Genomic DNA, 20823 nt, shown 5'->3' with positions numbered 1-20823 from the left:
CCCCGTTCCGTGTTTTCTCTTATGGATCACACTCACCATTTGCCAGCTACACGATCCTTAACTGCCTGTGTTATCGTAGCTTCGTATGTTTTCTTGTCGAGTTGATTCAATTGACTCATATATTCATTCCATGTGTTCTCGAATGTGGAAGGCGAATCCATAATCATTTTGGGTAAATATTTCTTCTGGAGGTCTTCTGCCTTGGTAATGAAAATCTGTTCAGGAGAGCCTTGCTCCAGTGCAATCGACCAAGCAGGAGACCAAGGACGCTCATCCGGTGTGCTGAATAGTTGTGTAAATGTCTCCACACCATATTTCTCTAACAACAGCTTGTCACCGTCCGTGTAACTAAAAGTAGCCACTTCTGGTTGATTGCCTGGTCCATAGGCGTTGCCATCCTCCAGTACGGAGTTATTACCGTAACGAGGCCAGCTGTAATTAAAATAGTCAAAGCCGAACTTACGACTTAATTCCGGATCTTCATGTGCCTTGCGTTGGTCATCATTTTTAAAGTAAAAGCGGCCCTCATCATTCACACTATACGTCTCATTCTCAACACCCCATTGAACCAGAATCTGGTTTTCTTCCTTGAGCAAATTATCAAAATATTTAATAATTCGCACGGGATCTTTGGCATTTACCGTAATTCCGACACCATAGTTGTTCACAAAACCTGGTGGGTCCACATACTGGTCTTTGACACTGTCATCAAATACGATCGGTAGAGATACATATCGTTTATCGTCAATACCAGCCTTCTTGAGGTTATTCGTTGCGTCTCCAACCTGCCAGGAGTAACTGAAGTATCCCAGCACTCGACCGGATGTCAACTTGGCGAGATACTGATCCTGGTTCATTGTGAAGGATTCGGGATCAAACATCCCCTGTGCGTTAACCTCGTTCAGCTTCTGAATCCATTGTTTTTGATAATCAGATCCGGCTACCAGTCTGGCTTCATGACTCTGCATATCCACCATCACACTGCCATCGTTTGGATAACCTGCAAGATGCATAGCCGGATTTAGCAGGGTGAAGAAGCTGCCCGACTCACCCGCAAGTGTGGCGAAGCCGATGGTTTCTTTTCCATCGATCTGCGGATGCTTTTGCTTGTATTGCTCAATCAAGTCAAAATATTCGTCCAGCGTTTTGATCTTGGGATAGTTGAACTCTTTTAACACAGCACGCTGAATATAAAAGCCGGTCTGGAAGTTAGGCTCTGACACATAACCGATGTTGGCAGTGTATGGCAAGAAATATATCTTTCCATCCTCCTGTCTGAATTTGTCCATATAAGGCCCGTATACCCGCTTGATGTTAGGCCCGTATTGATCGATCAGTTCATCCAGCGGGATAAAAGAGCCTGCATCCATCAATTTGGCCATTTCACCACTGGAGTCGATGATGTCGGGGTAATCCCCACTCGCAATCATTACACCTGCCTTGGTTGCACCGTCGCCGACCAGATATTCCATCTTCCAGTCAACGCCCGTTTGTTCCTGTAGCTTCTTGCCAATGGTCGTGCTGCTTGCCAGAATGTCCTTCTTGCCACCGCCAAACGTGAAATATTTAAAGGTGACCGGGGTGTTGTCATTACTGTCAGGATAAGAGGCTTCCGGGCTGGCTTTATTACAACCTGCCAGGGTTACAGCCAGTAAAATGGCCAGACCTGTTATAATGTTTCTTTTTCTAAACATGTAGCAAATGCCCCCTTAAAGTAATGTTTTTGTCTTTAAGCCTTCTCAATATATCAAGATAGCGCTTTCAAAGTTACCCATGAAAGTGTACCTCCTACTTTGAAAAGTATATCCTTCATATTTAGTCGCCTGGCATGGCTGATGGATCAAGTGGAAGCTTAATTTGGATACGCGTACCTTCTCCTTCCCATGTCTGGATGTCGAATGTAAAGTGATTTTTATAACAAAGTTTTAAGCGACTATACGCATTTTTCATGCCAACATGCTCTCCCATATCGGTGTTTTGATCCAGGTAACTTAGCAACTCTTCCAATTTTGCTTGTGACATCCCTATACCGTTATCCGTTAGTCTGATATGGAGCTGGTCATTTTCCATTGAAACAAAGAGTTGAATGATACCTACACCCGGAGATGACTCAATTCCATGAATACTTGCATTCTCAACAAAGGGAAGGATAACCATCTTGGGGATTCGGTACATCAGTACCGCAGGATCTGCCTCAATGGTATATTGGAGTTTTTCTCCAAAGCGGTATTTTTGAATTTGTAAAAAACTCTCGATGAGTTCCAATTCTTCCTTTACTGTCACATCATTCTGATTCCAACTAATCGACTTGCGAAACATCTTGGCCATGTTATGCACGATTTTGGCAGTCTCTTTCTCGCCTTTGATGAGGCTCCGCATACGTACCGACTCCAGGGTATTAAACAAAAAATGTGGGTTGATCTGACTATGGAGCGCATGAAGTTGTGCTTGCTGCTGCTTTAACTCCAGGTCTTTCTTTTGGATGTCGGCGAGATATACTTCATGAATCAGGTTACGGATCGTCTCGGTCATTCGATTAAATTCCATCGTAAGTTGACCTATTTCATCTCTTGCATCTTCAGGCGGAATCGTCTGGAAATTCTGTGTTTTTACTTTTTTCATATGTTTCAGAATGCGAACCAGCCTGACATGGATGGTTCTGGACATCGCCGCGATGATAATAGAAGGCAGGACAAAATTAATGCAAGCCAGCCAAACGACGAAGGAACGCGACTTCCGCACCTCCTTCAACACAATTTCTTCATCCATCACTCCTTGCAGGGACCACCCTTCCAGATAGTTAATGCCTGTATACGTAAGTTCAAAGGGAATCATTTTGTTCGGAAACTGGATCTCGCTGTAACGTTTCCCTATCTGAGCTTCTGCTGTAGGATCATTTGAAAATTGGATCTGTCCCCCCGGATCAAGAAGATACACTTTTCCATCAAATCCGCTGTTGTGAAAATACTGCTTGATCATATCCATATTCAGGTCAATTTTAAGTAACTGCTCTCTCCCCCCTGTGTCCAGATTGTCCAGCCTTTGAACCAGACTTAACATTTGATCCGATGAGATCAGTGCCGGATAAGGGGCGGAGTATGCCTGAAATTGAACGTACCAGTTAGAGCTTCGGACCACGTCAGTTAAACGATCAATATAACCGGAAGATAGAATGGTAGAATTATCTGTATACACTTGATACCAGCGAATTCCCTGATTCAATTGACCGGAGAATTGCCCTTTTAGATAGGAATTATAAGCGTCAATGTACTCAAAATGACTTTGAAATGAACGGGAGATGGTGTCATTGAATACAGGGTCAGTATATAACGAATAAGAGAGGCCGACACCCTGATCAATGGTTACCCGCAGGTCGTTCTTCAGATTGTTCAAGGCCATGCCGGCATCACGAGTTTTCTGACTACGGATATTGGCGGATGTGACATTATAGAACACCACATTGGTGACAACGATGGGAATAAACACAGATAAGACATACATCAGCAGTAGCTTATCTCGAAGCTTCATGTAGTTCAGGTTCCATCTTGGCATTGTGCACCTCGCTGATCATTTCCCATAAGGAGATTGCGATACTCTGTAGGCGATAACTTAACAAGTTTCTCAAACTGGGTTACAAAATAATCCGCATTCTGAAATCCTACACGTGCAGCGACCTCGTACATTCTCAGATCAGTTTGGCGTAATAACTTCTTCGCCTCATGTATCCGCAGGTTCAGCAGATAGTCATTGAAATATTGATTGTAGCTTTTGCGGAATAACCGCCCAAGATAAACGGGATTCATATAGAAGAGCGCAGCAATGCTTTTGAGATTGATGTTCTCGGTATAATTTGCATCAATATATCGTTTGATCTTGCTGATATCCCCTTTGGATCGCTCCATCCGCAGTTGAGAGACATATTCCTCGGCTTCCTCCAGCGCGGTGAGAAAAGCATTCTTCAATAGTCGTAAATTCCAACCTTCATGACTTTGTTGTGCCAACTCCTTCAGCTGCTGCAACCCTTCATCCTTCCCACCCATTTCGTGGACCACAGCGAGAATACCTGTTATACAATGCAATAGAGAACCCGATACAGCCTGAGGAGAAAATCGATTCATATGGAACAATTTGAATTTCTCTTCTACGACCTTGTGATAAGCTGACCTATTCCCTTCTTCCAGGCTCAAAATTAAGTGATCCACCTCGTCCTGGTACACATTGAAAACAAACAGCGGTTTGTCCTTGATCTCCGTATACCGCACGACACCACCAGTTTCAGCATATTTATGCTTGGCTGCTTCTTCAGCCGCCATAAGGGATTGTGGGACATCACCAATTTCTTTGACGAGTGTTCCTGCGTAAAGGCCGATGTCCAGGTTAAACCTTTTGCTCAGTGTTATATGAATACTATGCAGTTTATCCTGTAACGCCGAGCCCCCTTGATCGTGTTGAGGCCACAACAGTAATAAAGCAAACATGCCGCGTTGTTGCTCACTGATGAACATTTTGCATATATTACTTTCCAGAGCATGTACTGCTTCACGTAGCTGTTCGATGGTGATTTTAATTTCGTCTAATCCTGTCTGAAGTTCAATCAAAGTCATGAGCAGACTGGAGCTACGATTGATCCCGAGCATCTCGGCATATCGATGTTCATCCTCCTTCTGTACATGGCCTTTGATCATATCCTCCAGCATGATGTTACTGGCTTGTCCCTCACCCAAGAGGATATGTTTTCTTTTATTGCAAATGAGTTTAGCTGACTTCTGCAACGTCGCTGTCAGTTCTTCATCATCAATAGGCTTCAGGATATAGTCATGAACACCGTACCGGATTGCCTGCTGTGCATATTTGAAGTCATGATAACCACTAATGATAATGAACACAGGTTCCAGATGTGGCATTTTCTCTACGGCACGTATAAGTTCCAGTCCATCCAGGATTGGCATACGGATATCTGTTATAATCACGTCTGGTTGCAGGCGTTCAATCAGATTCAGTGCTTCTACACCATTCTCTGCCTCTCCGATGATCTCCATATCAAGTTCAATCCAGCTTATGAGTTCATACAGCCCTTTTCGTACATACATCTCGTCATCTACCAGTAGTACTGTTAACATCCGTTTGTCCCCTTTCCTCCAACAAAAATAAACCGCCGGTAGCATGTTCTCTCTATCGGCGGAATCTAACATGGTGACTGTTGTAGGTATTGCAACATAAATTCATTCATGGCGTGCATAATCCCAATAGTCGCCAACAAGGCCTTCGATGATCGAGCCACTGGCCCATGGCATCAGGCAAAACCAGGTGCTGGCTGGCGTACCATCCGCATATTTTTCAGTGACCAGTCCTTCCGAATGACAGAAGCGTTCTACTTCGCGCCGTGAAAATCAGATCCATCTTTTCCTCCAATCGCGTTGCACACACCTGATTGTAAACGCTTGCAATTCTGTATCCATCATGCTAGGATGGTTACATTTTATAGGTTCACGTCTGCAATTTCATTGCATAAACGGCTATATTTATTGCGCGAAACGACAAGGAGGTCATATATCTGATATGAATGAGACTTCAGAATACCTGTTTGATAAATTTTATTTGCATTGAGCAAAAACACGCCAACTCTTGCCTATATCTTATCTCAGCCAAGAAAAAGAGCGAAGACCGGCAATTTTGTCAGCCGGTCTTCGCTCAGGTAAACGTTAACGCCCTATTAATCATTCCAGTTATTTCCTTTTAATTCAATCAAAGTATTGGGGCCTGGAAAGGTTAATTCTATCTTTTGGTCCAGATAGGATACGGTTACTCTTGATTCTGCAATAGAGCGAATTCTGGTATTGAATAGACGACCATTTTCCCATTCCAGATCTATTTCAAATCCGCCACGAGCCCGAATACCACGAATATATCCTTTTGGCCACGCTGCCGGCAAAGCAGGTAACAATCTGATTCCTTCGTTATGACTCTGGAGAAGCATCTCTGCTATACCTGCAGTACCTCCAAAGTTCCCATCAATTTGAAATGGAGGATGGTCACAAAACAGATTGGGTAATGTGGAGGAACGTAGAAGTTCCACGATGTTATCGTGTGCAAGTTCCGACTCCTCTAATCGTGCCCACATGTTGAGAATCCACGCCCTGCTCCATCCTGTGTGTCCGCCACCGTGTTCCAGTCTTCTATCGAGTGTTACACGAGCTGCCTTGGCCAGATCAGGCGTTGATTGCAACGTAATTTGCGTTCCAGGATGCAAAGCGAATAAATGGGAAACATGTCTGTGTCCAGGTTCCATTTCATCATAATCGTTACTCCACTCTTGGATCTGGCCATGTTTGCCAATGGAGGTCTCCGGTATTTTGGTTAAAGCACTACGGAGCACATCTCCAAATTCCTGATCTTCTTGCAAGATCCGGGTACTTTCAATGCAACGCGTGAAGAGTTCTCTAATGATCTGATTGTCCATTGAAGCACCAAAACATAAAGCTCCCGACTCTCCATTATCTAATATATAGCGATTTTCCGGTGAGGATGAAGGACATATCACCCAATTACCGGAAGGATCCTCTATTAGATAATCCAGAATAAACATAGCCGCATCTTTCATCGTGGAGTAGACTTTTTTGAGAAACTTAACATCCTTATTGTATTCGTAGTGGTCCCATAGATGTAATGAAAGCCATGCTCCTCCCATGGTCCAAAACGTCGATGTCATGCATACATCCTGCGGAGCAGCGTCTGCCCAGATATCCGAGTTGTGATGAGCAACAAACCCCTTGCATCCGTACATGGTTCTAGCGGTTTCCTTTCCCCGGACTTGCAGTCGATCTATAAAATCAAACAATGGAACGTGACATTCAGACAGATTGCAGCTTTCTGCAGGCCAGTAGTTCATCTGTGTATTAATATTAATCGTATATTTGCTATCCCATACAGGAAGCATGTCTTTATTCCAGATCCCTTGAAGGTTTGCCGGTAAAGAACCTGGACGGCTGCTTGAGATAAGCAGATAGCGACCAAATTGAAAGTATAGACTCATCAGTTCCGGATCATGCTTACCAGCTCTAAGCCGCTCAAGGCGCTGATCGATTGGAAGTTCGGAACATATCACATCTTTATTTTCATCTTCGAGATGTATATCCATCTTTTCGAATAAGGATTGATAGTCCAAGACATGATCAGCGAGCAGTTCGCTATATGGTTTTGCGGAAGCAGCATCAATTCTGCGGAGGCACTCCACTTCGAGTTGTTCCTTGGGTACTCGGAAATCCGTGCAAGCCGTGATTAGAATAGTCGCTGAATTACCATCCTTCAGAGAAAGCTGACCGCTTGAATAATGAACCTGCCCCCCTTCAGATATAAGGCGAATCCCGCAACAAAATCGAATTCCTTCTTCTCCCCCACTTCTTCCCCGGATGATCAAGTCATGCGTTCCACGCTTCTCGATCCGGTCCAGATAGGATTGGAAACCAACAGGATGCTTAAGAATATCGGAATAGGGTGTTGATTCCAGAACGGTTCCCCTGCCAAAAATAGTGGAGAAAGATAACTTTCCAGGCACGCTAGATTTGAGATGAACAACGAGCACTTGATCCGGGTAGCTAGAAAAATAATCACGGCTGTACATGGATTGATCTGCGGTATAATTCACGTTTACCTTGCCTTGTTCCAGATCGAGATGTCTTTGATATCCATTCGGTTCATGTTCACTGTGATCCATAGCGATATAGAAGTCCCCTAATGGCTCATAATGCCTTTGCCCGTCAGGAACACCCACCAGCGTATCTGCTGCGAGTTCTTCTGCTTCCCTAATCTTACCGTCAAAAATCAGGCTTCTGATCTGAGATAAAGATTCAAGTGCTTGAGGATTATTCCGCTGCATCGGTCCACCATACCACAGACTATCTTCATTAAGCTGAATTCTCTCGATCTGTGTTTTCCCAAAAATCATGCCTCCAAGAGTTCCATTTCCGATAGGCAATGCCTCTTCCCATGTTCCAGCAGGTTGATTAAACCAGATATTTTTGGTCTTCACGTTAAAACCTCCAACGAATTATAATTCCTCACATTTTTCATGTTTAGTGTGTTCCGTTTGTATGTTCTTTCAGTGTACTGTAATCTCTTAAGCATCTAAATGAACAAAATTAACTTGAATTATCACAATCTTATCCCAGCATTAGAGATGTAATCGTAAATTCCGAAACTGACAGTACAAATTCTTGTACTGGGCAACGAAGTATAGCTATTGGCAATAAAAAAAGCCGCTATAATAGCGGCTCTGCTTCGTTCATTTCATTTAGTTTACGTGAAGCTTGGCATAAGTTATAAGATATTTCGCTCCATTTGTTGCATGAATTGCCTCAATATCAGCCGATCTTCCGAAGAAATGGATTGAAGGAGTTTCTCTTGCTGCTCTTTCCATTTATACTCAACCGGTTTTTCTAATTCTTTGCCCTTATCGGTTAGAAAGATACGCATGATCCTTGCATCCTGTACATCACGTTTGCGATATATAAATCCGTTCTGTTCCAGTGATTTGACCATGTTTGTAACCGTTGGTGGTTCGCATTTCATATGTTCACTTAGTTGCATCTGTGTTACCCCATCACCCAACCACAGCCGATACAACAAATTATCTTGTCCTACATAGAGATTAAGTTCCCGAAGAGATTCACTATAATTTCGTCGCATTTGGGAGGAAATTCGGTCTAAAGACTGTCGAATTTCACAATCTACTGTATCTGTCATGAACGATCCCTCCCTAACATCCGAATTATATTTAGCAGACTAAATGTATCATGGAGATATATAGGTGTCAATTCACCTTAGTGTCGTTTTTAAAAGGGTCTTTTCCTATCCAAGTTTCACCAGAAAGATTGGTTTAGTCCTTATTTTTTGGCAAAACCTTGCTTGTTCAAATAGGCCATCATTTGCGGTTGAATACTTCTCTCGAGGTGATCCTGGATATGGTCACTCCATCCTTTTACTTTTTTTACGGTGAAAGGAGCTCTTGTCGGACGATTCTCATAATACTTCAGCATGGTCTCATCATAGATTGCTAATTTCTCTTGATCCATTGGTTGGTATTGATTATCAAGCAATACCATGGATTGAGGGAGCCGAGGTTTCAGTTCCGGCTTATCTCCAGCTGGATTCCCGATACATAATCCCACCAGAGGGATAACATATTTAGGTAAATTCAATACGTCAGATAGTTCGCTTATATTGGCTCTGACCCCACCAATGAACACTCCGCCAAGTCCCAGCGATTCAGCCGCAGTTAACGCATTTTGTGCCATCAGGCCGGCATCGAATGAACCAATCAACAGAAATTCAATATATTCAATATCCACATCCGGAGCGATTTCATGATTTCGGTTGAAATCAGCACAGAAGACCCAGAATTCTGCCGCTTCTTCAATATAGGGTTGATCGACACAGAGATGTCTGAGTTTTTTTCGAAGTACTGGATCTGTGATGCGAATAATAGATACCGCCTGAAGAAGACTGAACGATGAAGTTTGATTCGCTGCCTGAAATATTGCATCTATTTGTTCCCCAGTTAGGGGTTGAGATGTGTAAGAACGAAACGATGTATGGTTATGAAGCAATTCGATTGTGTTATTCATTAAAAACCTCTCCTTTATTCGTTGATTCCATTTTCCTGCAATCCGTATTCGTAAGGAACGCCCATATTCTCGCGTAGTGTTTTTCCTTCATATTCCTTATGGAACAAACCGCGTTCCTGCAAGATAGGTACTACCTGATTCACAAAATCTGCAACGCCATCAAAAGATACATCGGGCACGACTGAGAATCCGTCACATGCTTCAGCCAAAAACCATTCTTCCAAGAAGTCAGCAACCTGTGTCGGGGTGCCCGCAACGACCGGATGATAATTGATGACCCCGTGAGCGAGAACATCCCTTACAGAGAGTCCTTCTTTTAATAACTTTAAGGCTCTCGGAGAACGTGGGTCCATGGGATTGGCATATGCATTTTTCAACAAATCTCCCGCTAAAGGTTGATCTATATCTACGGAGTTTACCGATAAGGGTAAACCAACCATGGATCCGAGGTAACTTACCCTGCTGGGGATTTCCTGAGGATTGAAGCTCATAAGCTGTTTCCGACGATCCAGAGCTTCTTCCTCCGTTGAAGCCAGAGAAAACATAAAACCTGCAAACATTTTGATATCATCGGGGTTTCGACCGAAACGTGCAGCACTTTGCCTTATGGCTTGTCTGTGTTCACGGGCAGACGTAATATCATAAGGATTAGCGTACACTCCCGAAGCATATTTCCCAGCTAATTCTAATCCTTCACCTCCTCCTCCTGCCTGGAAAATCACTGGCTGTCCTTGCTCAGAGGGCGGAATGGGCAAAGGACCACGAGATGCATAATAATGACCCTGAAGGTTTATAGGCTGGATTTTGTCCATATCCGCAAATTCCCCTCCTTCTACATTTAACGTCCAAGCGTCTTGTTCCCAACTCCCCCACAAGGCCTGAACAATTTGTATGCTTTCATGTGCCTTGTCATAGCGTTCTTGGCGATTTTCAACCCGGGCACCGAAATTAGCCGCCGCTAGGGGGTCGGATGTGGTAACTGCATTCCATCCCACACGTCCATGACTGATAACATCCAGTGCTTTGAACTGACGTGCAATGTTGTAGGGATAATTAAATGTTGTAGAGAGGGTAGCAACAAGCCCGATGTGTTGTGTCTCTCTTGCTACTGCCATCAATGCCAACATGGGGTCCATAGGGGACATAGGCGTCTGTGGGCCTAAATTGTTGGATAATCCTGGAGTGTCAGCGATGAAAATCATTTGAAATTTTCCTTGTTCAGCTAATTTAGCCCGTTCTACATAACTATCCATATTGGTGTAAGCTGCAGGATCCGTGCCAGGCATTCTCCATGCGCTAAATTCGGCTCCATAACCCGAAACCATCTGTAAAGCCAGTTGCATTTCACTTCTTTTTTTCATAACGATTTTCTCCTTCGTTCTGGACAGGCACAGATATGTGTGACCTTTCTATAGTGTGAAAAAAATTTAGCTTGCTAAATATATTTATGGATCAATTTGTTCCGTTTAGTGAGGGTTATAGATATTGACGTTCACCTGTCTGAGCTGATTTCTCGACGGCATCCAGTAACTGATGAAGTTTCACCGCATCCGCGAAAGTAGGTGCTAAGGTACTGCCTTCTTGAATATCTTTGGCAAACTTACGATAAGCCTGCGCCATGTTCAGAACAAATCCGGAGTCGTTATATAGAGAATGTGGAGCCGAGTAATAGGCATCGGGAATGGTTAGTTCACGAAGCTCGTTGTCCGTAGATCCTGCACCGCGTAATTGATGTGATCCGAATTGAATGGATGCAGGGGCGCTCAGCACAATCGTGCCGTTGTCTCCGAAAATTTCAAGTGTGAGTCCTGTCTGATGTTTGACTCCACCTTGAATATGAACACTGGCTGCTGCCCCATTAGTCAATTTTCCTGTAATCATGATCTGATCATCCGTTGTTTTCTTGATGACTTTCTGAATATCTACCAATTCTACTTCTGGAAACTGTTGAGCTGTGGTGGCAGACAATTCTGTAAAGTCCCCAAGCATGTAGGTAAATGCATCCAGATTATGGCCCCCTACAATGGTCAGCAAGTTCCCTCCAACTTTCCGGTCATACAAGTACGCACTCGACTTGTCACCAACGCCACCCATGCCATCAATGGAGATCTTCAGGTTGGCAGATAACACTTTACCCACATAACCTTCTGCCAATAGATCTTTTACATGTTGAACGGCCGGGGCTTGTCTAGCCTGTAATCCAATCGCATTTGGCAGTTGTGCGGACGCTATCCATTCCTGCATTTCCAAGGCTTCATCTGTATTTGACCCCAGTGGCCATTCACAATAGATTGGTTTGCCAGCAGGCACGATGATTTTAACGGCATTATAATGTTCCTTGACGTTAATACTGACAACGACCATATCCACATCAGGATGCTGAGCCAACTCCTCCATATTATCAAAGCCGTGATCTGCATAGAAAGCTTCTGCGCTTTTCTTTGCACTCACCATATTACTTGTCCCAACCGCTGTAAGCTCGAACTCATCCAGGTGCTCAATAGCTGGAATATGTGTGCCACTCGCCCATCCGTTATTAATTGAAGCACCTATGATACCTGTACGAATTTTTTTATTCATTGTTAAACATCTCCTTTGTTAAAATTTACAGTATGATCGAATATCGGTTTGTCTCCAACCCTTATCAGTCACTCATTTCTATGATATATTTATTTAGCTTGCTAACTATTTAATCGAGATAACATTCTTATTCTTTCACATTTTAGGTAAACTAAAATTGTTTTGGTGTTGACACCATCATAGGTGTATTTGTTTTGTTAGCAAAGAGGGCAATTTAAATGAACATAGTACATCTTTTTGTACCTTTGGATCAGGAGTGATATGAATGAGAGTTTGCAATGAAGGATTTGAACAAGAGTTTATAGATGGGAAAAGTGACATGTACGCCATAGCTTTTACTCAGAATGTCCTTTCTGGGCGTTGGAAATATTTTATCTTATGGTACCTAAAAGACGAAACACGGCGATATACGGATATCAAAAAATTCCTTGGAGATCTGTCTCAAGGCTCCCTTACAAAGCAGCTAAAAGAGTTAGAGAATGATGGTGTTATTCAACGCGATGTATATCCGGAAGTTCCTCCGCGAGTTGAGTATTCGTTAACAGACAAGGGAATGAAGTTACTACCGATCCTTGAAAAGATGGAGGACTTTGGCAAAGAATACGGCTAAGCAACTTAAACTAGGCTTCCACATTACTTATCTTTGTTAAAGGGGGGATGATATGTTTTTCTTCTTTTTCTTTCTGTTGCTTGGAATGATTGGTTTATTCTTTGGCGTTCGAGCACTGAGACGACCTAACTCGTGGCCTTTTAATCGTACGAAGGATGAACTCCATGAATACGATAAGATGGGTATCAAGTTTAGAGGTATTTTTCTCCTTGCTTTTGGCACTGTTCTAACTATTGCCTCTTTCAGACTTCTCCTTATTTAAAATCCAAAAAAGCCGCTAATACAGCGGCTCTCAATCGAATATAAAATACCCCACTATGATTAAGATAATCGACATCCCGTACAGTAATAGAGGAAAAAACGTATTTTTTCTTATGTTAATTGTATAGACAAATAAAGTTGCTATTGTAGCAACTTTATTAAAAGGCATTTTTAGATTTCTTAAACATTTTCAGGTTCATAAATTCCGTAACCATTCTTGCCATTCTTTTTAATCTTGTACATGGCTCCATCCGCATGTCTCAGAAGTTCGGAAGGCTCCTGTCCATGTTTGGGAAATAGGCTGATACCAATACTCATCGAAAGGTTGATATAGTTTCCGGCAATTTTGAAATGGGTACTGAATGCAGCTTCCAATCTTTTAGCGATAATTTCAGCATCGTGATCATCTTTCAGGTGGCTTAAAATGATGAATTCGTCCCCGCCAAGCCGTGCTACTGTGTCCGTACTTGGAATCGTTTCGCTTAATCGCTTTGCCATCTCCAGCAACACTTGATCGCCAACATGGTGTCCATATGTATCATTCACTTGTTTAAACCCATCAGCATCCACAAACATAATGGCAAGTTTATTATGGTTTCTTTGAGCATGACTGATAGCCCAGGCAAGACGGTCATTATAAGCAAGACGATTAGGCAGACCTGTAAGTGGATCATGCAAAGACAAATGTTTGCTGATTTTCTCGGAGATTTTGATTTTGGCGTACTCCGTCTCCAGTTCTTTAATCAGATTTTTAAGTTTATATACCCGGGTGTTTGTGTTTGTCATGTCAGTAATCTGAATAAGGGCATAACTGCGATCTTCATGATAGAGCGGTTCAACATGCATATTTTGTCTGAATAAGTGTTCATCCTCTCCTTCATTAGGAAGAATGAAGGCCTTATGTAACGCGCTTGAGCAAAATCTGCTCTGTCCATGATACAGCGCATTTTGCAAAATATTGAGATACATGTTCGACTTAAACCGCGGGCATACCTCAAGCAGATTCAAGCCAATTACCTCTTCTGCATTTTTGCCAGTAAAACGTTCCAACCAGGCATTCCACACAACAATTTTCAAATGTCTGTCCACGATCATTATTCCCATATGGGCTTTGTTCAAAGCTTGCGAAATGAGATTATCCATTGTCCGCCTCCAACAAAGCGTCCATTTTGGCCAGCAGGCTCGATATGGAGTTCATACTTAATGCTATGACAATGATACCTGTCACATCCGTATCAGCAAGTAAAAACGAGGTATGTAAAACCAGGACATAGACTTCATTTTGAAGTAATATTTGTTGATCGGAATTGGTGACATAGATCAGTTCAATATCAGGCAGGACGTATTCCAGTTTCATCTCCAGGAAATTACCGAATTCTCCAATAATGGCGTTAAGCAGGACATTGCTAACTTCCTTCAAAACGTCCAAATCCGTGTCCATCAGGTTCGGATCGTTCGGTATAACGCTCTCACCCAGTTCTCCAAGACAGATGTTTGCCAATACTTTAGCCTGCTCAACAGGAAACATCAGAAATGCTTTTCCCTGAAATTCATATCCAAACTGTAAGGATGACCTAAACAGGTGACCTTCACTAAAGAAAATGTTGTATCTTCGATCTCCAGGATCAACATCGGATATGGAGATTAGTTCCACTTCTGGAATATTCAAAACGATACGCTTGTCTACAATCTCTGACAACATGTTAGCCGCTTGTCCCACGTAAACGTTCACTAGTTCAGTTAGCAAATCCTTCTGTAAATCATTCAGCATGATAGGCCGCCTGAATCAGTTGAATCATGGTAGTTGCCTTCTCGGCGGTTAAAGGTTTATTCAAAAAACCAGAAATGCCTAACATTTCAACTTCATCCCTAGTTGTCTTCTGAATATCTGCAGATAAGATAATAATTTTGACATTGCTATCCGTTTCTCGAATCATTCGCAGCATTTCTTGTCCGTTCAAACCAGGCATTAGCAGGTCGGTGGTTATAAAATCAGGTTGAAATTCCTTGAATAGGTTGTATCCTTGCTCTCCATTGTTAGCAATCTGAATCTCGCATTCTGGAATATGATCAACAATCAGCTTTGTAAGTAATTTCTGTACGAAAATGGAGTCTTCCACAATTAATACTTTCATTTTCTCTTCAGTCTCCTTGATAAAATGGTAAGAGCTCGGGATGGTCAGGCGCTGTGGACAGTTCTTGATATAGGGCTTTCGCGCGCAGTGGCACCCTGAAAAGAGACTGACTGGTGAATCAAGTAAATATAAATTATAGTAACTTTAATTTAATTGTCAACAACATTATTGAATAAGTTAGATTCGTGTACAATTGACATACTACGGTCCGCCGTTTAAAAAACATGAAAAAACGGTCACCTAGTGACCGTTTTTGATCGGTTATCTGGAACTGCATTAAGTTTACTCTTTTACCCCTCCAAGCTGCAAGCCATGAACGAAATACTTCTGCAAAAATGGATATACGACTAAGATGGGTAATGCGGCAACAATCGTAATCGCTGCCCGAATAGATACAGGTGTGACCATGTTGCGCGCAGCGCCAAGATCTGCACCATTGGCGACGGCTGCACTGCTGTTGGAATTCATGGAAGATGATAATAGTTTCATCAACTCATATTGCAGCGTGCTCAGGTTTTGTTTGGAAGATGCATACAGAAACGTATCAAACCAAGAATTCCATTGACCCACTGCAATGAACAGTGCAACAGTAGCCAGAACCGGTTGGCACAGCGGTAGAATAATGGAAATGAATGTTCTGAAATCTCCAGCACCATCAATTTTGGCGGATTCGATCAATCCCTCGGGTAGTGTCTGGATATAGGTTCGAATAACAATCATATTAAAGGCACTGATCAGCCCAGGAATAATGTACACCAGGAAGTTGTTTAACAAATGCAAATCTTTCATTAGGAAGTAAGTTGGAATAAGACCTGCACTAAAATACATCGTAAGAACAACTGTAATGGTAATGGGCTTTCGTAATATATAATCTTTTCGGCTTAGTGTGTAAGCCAGCATGGAGGTTAAGAATAGACTTAACACTGTCCCCAAAACCGTTCTCGCCACAGATATACCAAAGGCGCTGAAGATGGTCCCTCCTGCAAATACTGCTCTGTAGTTCTGATCTGTCCATACCCGAGGCCACAGATAAATCCCACCCCGAATGGTGTCATTACCGGCATTGAAAGATACGGCGAGTGTATTCACAAACGGATACAGGGTAACAATCGCGATTGCGATCATCAGTATACCATTTAACGTATGGAAGACAATCGGTTCAAGCCGAGATTTATTGATTCCCATCTCTAGTCCCCCTTATATTAATCGGTCTTCCCCGAGCCGTTTGGAAATTGAATTCGCCGCAAAGATCAGCGTGATACTAACTACTGTTTTGAAGATACCTGCCGCAGTAGCCAAAGAATAATTCCCGATCTGTAGTCCATATTTCAGGACAAATATATCTATCGTCTGTGACCAGTCGACAACCACACCATTACCTAACAGATACTGAACCTCGAATCCAGCTTCCAAAATCCAGCCCATATTCATGATCAGCAAAATGATAACAATGGATTTGATTCCGGGTAAGGTCACATACAGCATTTTCTTATATCGGTTCGCACCATCAATCTCTGCCGCTTCATAGAGGGAAGGATCGATAGACGTGATGGCCGCCAAATAAATAATGGCATTCCAGCCAACTTCTTTCCATACATGGGATGCGCCTACAATGCCCCAGAAGTATTCCGGAACGCTAAGCCACATGATAGGTTCTTGAATGATATTCAGCTTCATGAGTACCACATTCACAATCCCACCATCTACAGATAGTGAACTTGCTACGATACCTGTCACAATAATCCATGAGAGAAAGTGAGGTAAATACGATATTGTTTGAATGGTTCGTTTATATAACTTATGTTTGATCTCATTAAGTAAAATGGCAAATATAATTGCTGTCGCAAATCCGAGTACCATATTGATTACGCTCATCGCAATGGTATTACGAAGCACGTTAAGAAATGCATCGTCTGTTAGCAAAAACTTAAAGTGTTTGAGCCCGACCCATTCCTGCTGGGCGAAACTCTTCGCAGGACTGTAATTCTGAAAGGCCATAACCCAGCCCCAAATGGGATAATACGAGAATACGAGAATGTACGCAACGATGGGCAATGACATGAACATGAGTTGTCTTTGTCCGCGCAATCGTTTTAACAGTGGTGCTTTGGTAACGACTGTACGGGTGGTTTGCTCTGGTATGGCTCCAGGCGTGTTCGCCATCTTTCACTCCTCCTATTGGCTTGCAGCGACTTTATGCATGATGTCCTCGGAAGGCACTCACCTGAGTAATCCTTTGGTTGATACCTTCCGAGAGAATCATTGCCGCATTTTTTTATTTAACAGACCAGTTCTCGATTCTCCATTTCAGTTGTTCATTAATCCGGTCTTCATAGGATTTGACATCAATTTTCTTGTAAGCGTCTACATATTCAGTCCAAATGTTATCGAACTCATCCGGTTTTGACATGATCGCCTTAGGCAAGAATTTCAACGAAGTGTCTGTCATTTGTTTGTTCGCTACCGCAGCATCAGAGCCTTCTTTCAGATCGACCTGCCATGCTGGATAGTACACTGGATTTTCTGGTGCAGGAGAGAAGAAGTCGCTCCACGTTTTGAAGCCATATGCATCCAGAAGTTCTTTATCTTCCGGTTTGAGGTTGTCATAGAATTCCTCAGGTTGGTTGATCGCTCCAATTGCATTGCCATCTTCAAATGTTCCTTCGAGCTTTGGTGCAGCAGCGTAGAAACCTTCAGCTTTGTTAACCAATCTCCATGCCGGATCATCCTGCTCTGTCCGTTGCTCTGGTGTACGATAGAATCTTCCCTCTTCATTCACTTGATAGTCTACACCCTCTTCACCCCATGACAAGAGCTTCTGGTACTTCTCGTCCATAAGCTTATCGAGGAATTTGATGAGTGCGACTGGGTCTTCGGCATCTTTACTGATACCAAAACCATTGTTCAAGTTAATGACCGGACGATCCAGATAATGATCTGTGATACTTGTATCATAGACAAGCGGGAAGCCTACGTATGTCTGGCCAATTTTCCCCTGTGCTACGAGTGGGTCTTCGCCGGCTTGGAAATTCCAGTGCTGGTCGAACATACTAAGCACACGTCCCGAAGAAATTTTAGCCAAATATTGATCATAGTTCTGAACAAAGGCTTCTTTATCCAGCAATCCCTCGTTATACAGATTGTTTAGTTCTTTATAATACCGTTTGGAGATATCTTTGTCGGCAAAAACGGTTGCGACTCCACTATCATCTACGACTACGCCCCCGTCATTGGGGTGACCCGTAAGATGTTCAGGTGGGTTAAGCAAAGGGAACGTCCGCCAGTCTGAAGCCAATGTAGTGAAACCAATCGTCGGTTGACCATCAATAGTCGGATTCTTGGCTGCATAATCACGGATCAACTTTGTGAAATCATCCAACGTTTTAGGAGTCGGGTACCCGGCATCCTTCAGTATGGACTTTTGAATCCAGAATGCAGGACCAGAATAATAGTTACTAATGAACTCCCCTGTATACACACCATAGTTAGGCAACCAGTAAATATGTCCATCACTGGAGTCTTTCATCCGGTTCCAGTCTTTACCGAAATGTTTCTTCAGATTAGGTGCATGCTCTTCAATGAGATCTTCGAGCGGAATAACCGCACCGGCTGATACCAATTTGGTATCTGCTGTGATCAAGTCAGGGAAATCGCCACCGGCAATCATAACGCCGAGCTTCTGTTGAAGATCACCCACAAGAAACTCCATCTCAAGATTGACGCCGAGTTCATCCTGGATCTTCTTGTAGATTCGGTTATCTTTAGCTGGCGCCTGATTTGGCGTTCCGATAAAGGCCGTGATGTTCAGTACCTCTTTCCCATCCTTTGTAGTCGTTTTCTCATTGTCACCGCTGCATCCTGCAAGTGCCAAACTCAAAGCCAGAACGAGTGATACGGAACCCCAAAGCTTCTTTTTCTTAAGTCCCCCCATGTACTTGCCCTCCTTGGAAGTGGTATGTCTTACTGTTTTTAGTATGAAGAAATGTATGCGGTTACAAAATATATACATTTAAGGTCTACCCCCCTGTAATTGTAGGTCTTATTCAGGAGGGGTTCTTCTTTTTCATGGATCAATTCGCATACTTTTGCCTGTATTCTACAGGTTTCATGGCTGTTCGTCTTTCGAAGTGTCTAAGAAAATGCTGGTAACTGCGGTACCCTACCTGCTCTGCAATCGCACTGGATGTTTGATTCGTCTGCTGGAGCAGACGCTTCGCTTCTTCCATTCTTAGATCATGTACTACCTCGATTACACCCTTACCATACTTTCGCAAAAAGGATTGCCCTAAATGGACAGGATTCACGTAGAATCGTTCTGCGAGCTCCTGGATCGTAAATGTCTCCCTATAATGCATCTGCACATATTCAGCAACCGTTGCCTGGATGCCGCCCATTTGCCTCTCCCGGAAAATAGCGAGTTCTGACTTGCATTGCAAACAGAAATGTTCCAGATTGTTAGCAACCTCTTCTATATTTCGATGGCCCTTCTCCAGAATTCCACTCGCCAATTCGTTCATTAGAGCATTAGGTTCTCCTCCTAATTCTCTACACAGGGACAATCCGCGGAATATAATATGGGTAGAGAAAATATGTACAATCTCTGGCGCAGCCTTCATCTGTATAAACAGTTCAAAAGCACTCCGAATCGCAGACGAGAGTTCCTCTACAGAACCGTTTTCAAGCAAATCGCAAATGTGGTCCACTTCTGATAGTGTTTCCGGATCAAACTGCCAATTCTCCAGCTGAATATCTTCGGCAAACAAAAGACGCTCTTGATTAAAAAACAAATAACGCCCAACTTCCTGAGCGGAGCGGAAGGATTCAGATAAATGCTCCAGTTTGTTGACCGTTAATCCAACCGCGATATGAATATCTTCGCAGCCGTTATGTTGCATGTTGTTCATCAAACGCTGGGTAAAAGCTTTAACTGCTTCAAATGTCTCATTCCTATCATTCGTTTCCTCCCCCCATACAAGTCCCAATGAGTCTCTTGTTCTGTCTATCACATAACAGCAAGTTGTTTCTTCAGCCGTTTGTTCGGCTACTAAACAGACTTCCTGAATATCTCCCTGAAAGGCTATCCGCAGGTATGCCCAATGGGACTTGTTTAAACGAGGAAGGATCTCTGACATCTCTTGCTCCGATATATTTTGCTTATCCTTAATCAATGCAGACAAAAACGCTTTGATCCTTTGCTCGTTTGCCTGTTCCCGAATACGCTCCTGGTTTTCACGCTCCTGTAATTGCATACGCAGACGGACCAACATATCCTCTGCTTCTGTACTGTCAACCGGTTTGGTTAGATAGTTGGAGACACCTAATCGAATAGCTTGTCTGGCATAATTAAAGTCACTGTATCCACTCGTGATGACAAACAGCACAGACTCATGTTCCAATCGCCTTGCTTCTTCGACAAGTTCCAGCCCATTCATCACAGGCATACGAATGTCTGTCACCACGAGATCAGGTTGATCTTGTTCCATCATCCGAATGGCTTCCTCACCGTTGGCGCACACGCCTCTGATTTCAAAACCATACTTTTCCCAATTGATCAGAAGCTGTAACCCTTCAATGGCATAAGGTTCATCATCGACTAACAGTACTTTATACATGA

The 20823-nt window shown here is 43.0% G+C and carries 16 protein-coding genes; 1 reads left to right on the top strand and 15 read right to left on the bottom strand.

Annotated features, from left to right (window positions below; translation table 11 throughout):
- Positions 1-32: 32 nt before the first annotated feature.
- From NZ043_RS24295 to NZ043_RS24260, 8 genes are all read right to left on the bottom strand, one after another.
- Positions 33-1694, bottom strand: a complete 1662-nt coding sequence (locus NZ043_RS24295; protein WP_339309440.1) for an ABC transporter substrate-binding protein — start codon at positions 1692-1694, stop codon at positions 33-35.
- 121 nt (positions 1695-1815) lie between these two features.
- A complete protein-coding gene (locus NZ043_RS24290; RefSeq protein ID WP_339309439.1) occupies positions 1816-3552 on the bottom strand; it encodes a sensor histidine kinase in 1737 nt (578 codons plus the stop codon).
- On the bottom strand, positions 3534-5120 hold the full coding sequence (locus NZ043_RS24285) for a response regulator (protein WP_339309438.1): 1587 nt from the start codon (positions 5118-5120) through the stop codon (positions 3534-3536). Before NZ043_RS24285 ends, NZ043_RS24290 begins: the two co-directional genes overlap by 19 nt.
- Before the next feature lie 593 nt (positions 5121-5713).
- A complete protein-coding gene (locus NZ043_RS24280; protein WP_339309437.1) occupies positions 5714-8029 on the bottom strand; it encodes a glycoside hydrolase family 95 protein in 2316 nt (771 codons plus the stop codon).
- Positions 8030-8316: 287 nt separating this feature from the next.
- A complete protein-coding gene (locus tag NZ043_RS24275) occupies positions 8317-8742 on the bottom strand; it encodes a MarR family transcriptional regulator (RefSeq protein ID WP_091030461.1) in 426 nt (141 codons plus the stop codon).
- Positions 8743-8882: 140 nt separating this feature from the next.
- Positions 8883-9623 carry an oxygen-insensitive NADPH nitroreductase gene (gene nfsA, locus NZ043_RS24270; RefSeq protein WP_339309436.1) on the bottom strand — a complete coding sequence of 247 codons (741 nt, stop codon included), beginning with the start codon at positions 9621-9623 and terminating at the stop codon, positions 8883-8885.
- A 14-nt stretch (positions 9624-9637) separates the two neighbouring features.
- Complete coding sequence (locus tag NZ043_RS24265; RefSeq protein ID WP_249910686.1) at positions 9638-10984, bottom strand: NtaA/DmoA family FMN-dependent monooxygenase; 1347 nt, start codon at positions 10982-10984, stop codon at positions 9638-9640.
- 115 nt (positions 10985-11099) lie between these two features.
- Positions 11100-12203: a Gfo/Idh/MocA family oxidoreductase gene (locus NZ043_RS24260; RefSeq protein ID WP_339309435.1), complete on the bottom strand. Its 1104-nt coding sequence runs from the start codon at positions 12201-12203 to the stop codon at positions 11100-11102.
- A gap of 265 nt (positions 12204-12468) precedes the next feature.
- Between NZ043_RS24260 and NZ043_RS24255 the strand changes: the two genes are divergently transcribed.
- Positions 12469-12813 carry a helix-turn-helix domain-containing protein gene (locus NZ043_RS24255; RefSeq protein WP_074095086.1) on the top strand — a complete coding sequence of 115 codons (345 nt, stop codon included), beginning with the start codon at positions 12469-12471 and terminating at the stop codon, positions 12811-12813.
- A 441-nt stretch (positions 12814-13254) separates the two neighbouring features.
- Here the strand turns inward: NZ043_RS24255 and NZ043_RS24250 are convergent, their stop codons facing one another.
- From NZ043_RS24250 to NZ043_RS24220, 7 genes are all read right to left on the bottom strand, one after another.
- Positions 13255-14217, bottom strand: a complete 963-nt coding sequence (locus NZ043_RS24250; RefSeq protein ID WP_339309434.1) for a sensor domain-containing diguanylate cyclase — start codon at positions 14215-14217, stop codon at positions 13255-13257.
- Complete coding sequence (locus NZ043_RS24245; protein ID WP_074095083.1) at positions 14210-14845, bottom strand: chemotaxis protein CheC; 636 nt, start codon at positions 14843-14845, stop codon at positions 14210-14212. The genes NZ043_RS24250 and NZ043_RS24245 overlap by 8 nt, the downstream gene beginning before the upstream one ends.
- Positions 14835-15209, bottom strand: coding sequence for a response regulator (locus NZ043_RS24240; protein ID WP_036615858.1), 375 nt, complete (start codon positions 15207-15209; stop codon positions 14835-14837). Before NZ043_RS24240 ends, NZ043_RS24245 begins: the two co-directional genes overlap by 11 nt.
- Before the next feature lie 282 nt (positions 15210-15491).
- Positions 15492-16394 (bottom strand): carbohydrate ABC transporter permease, encoded by a 903-nt coding sequence (locus NZ043_RS24235; protein WP_017688457.1) that lies wholly within the window; start codon positions 16392-16394, stop codon positions 15492-15494.
- 12 nt (positions 16395-16406) lie between these two features.
- Complete coding sequence (locus NZ043_RS24230) at positions 16407-17372, bottom strand: ABC transporter permease subunit (protein ID WP_091030477.1); 966 nt, start codon at positions 17370-17372, stop codon at positions 16407-16409.
- Between the two features lie 112 nt (positions 17373-17484).
- Positions 17485-19140, bottom strand: coding sequence for an extracellular solute-binding protein (locus NZ043_RS24225; protein ID WP_091030480.1), 1656 nt, complete (start codon positions 19138-19140; stop codon positions 17485-17487).
- 139 nt (positions 19141-19279) lie between these two features.
- Positions 19280-20821, bottom strand: a complete 1542-nt coding sequence (locus tag NZ043_RS24220; RefSeq protein ID WP_091030481.1) for a response regulator — start codon at positions 20819-20821, stop codon at positions 19280-19282.
- Positions 20822-20823: the final 2 nt, after the last annotated feature.

The organism is Paenibacillus sp. FSL k6-2145 (assembly GCF_037976585.1).
In the GTDB taxonomy this organism is placed as follows: domain Bacteria; phylum Bacillota; class Bacilli; order Paenibacillales; family Paenibacillaceae; genus Paenibacillus.
The sequence above is the reverse complement of the archived record's forward strand: the minus strand, read 5'-3'. Positions and strand labels throughout refer to the sequence as shown.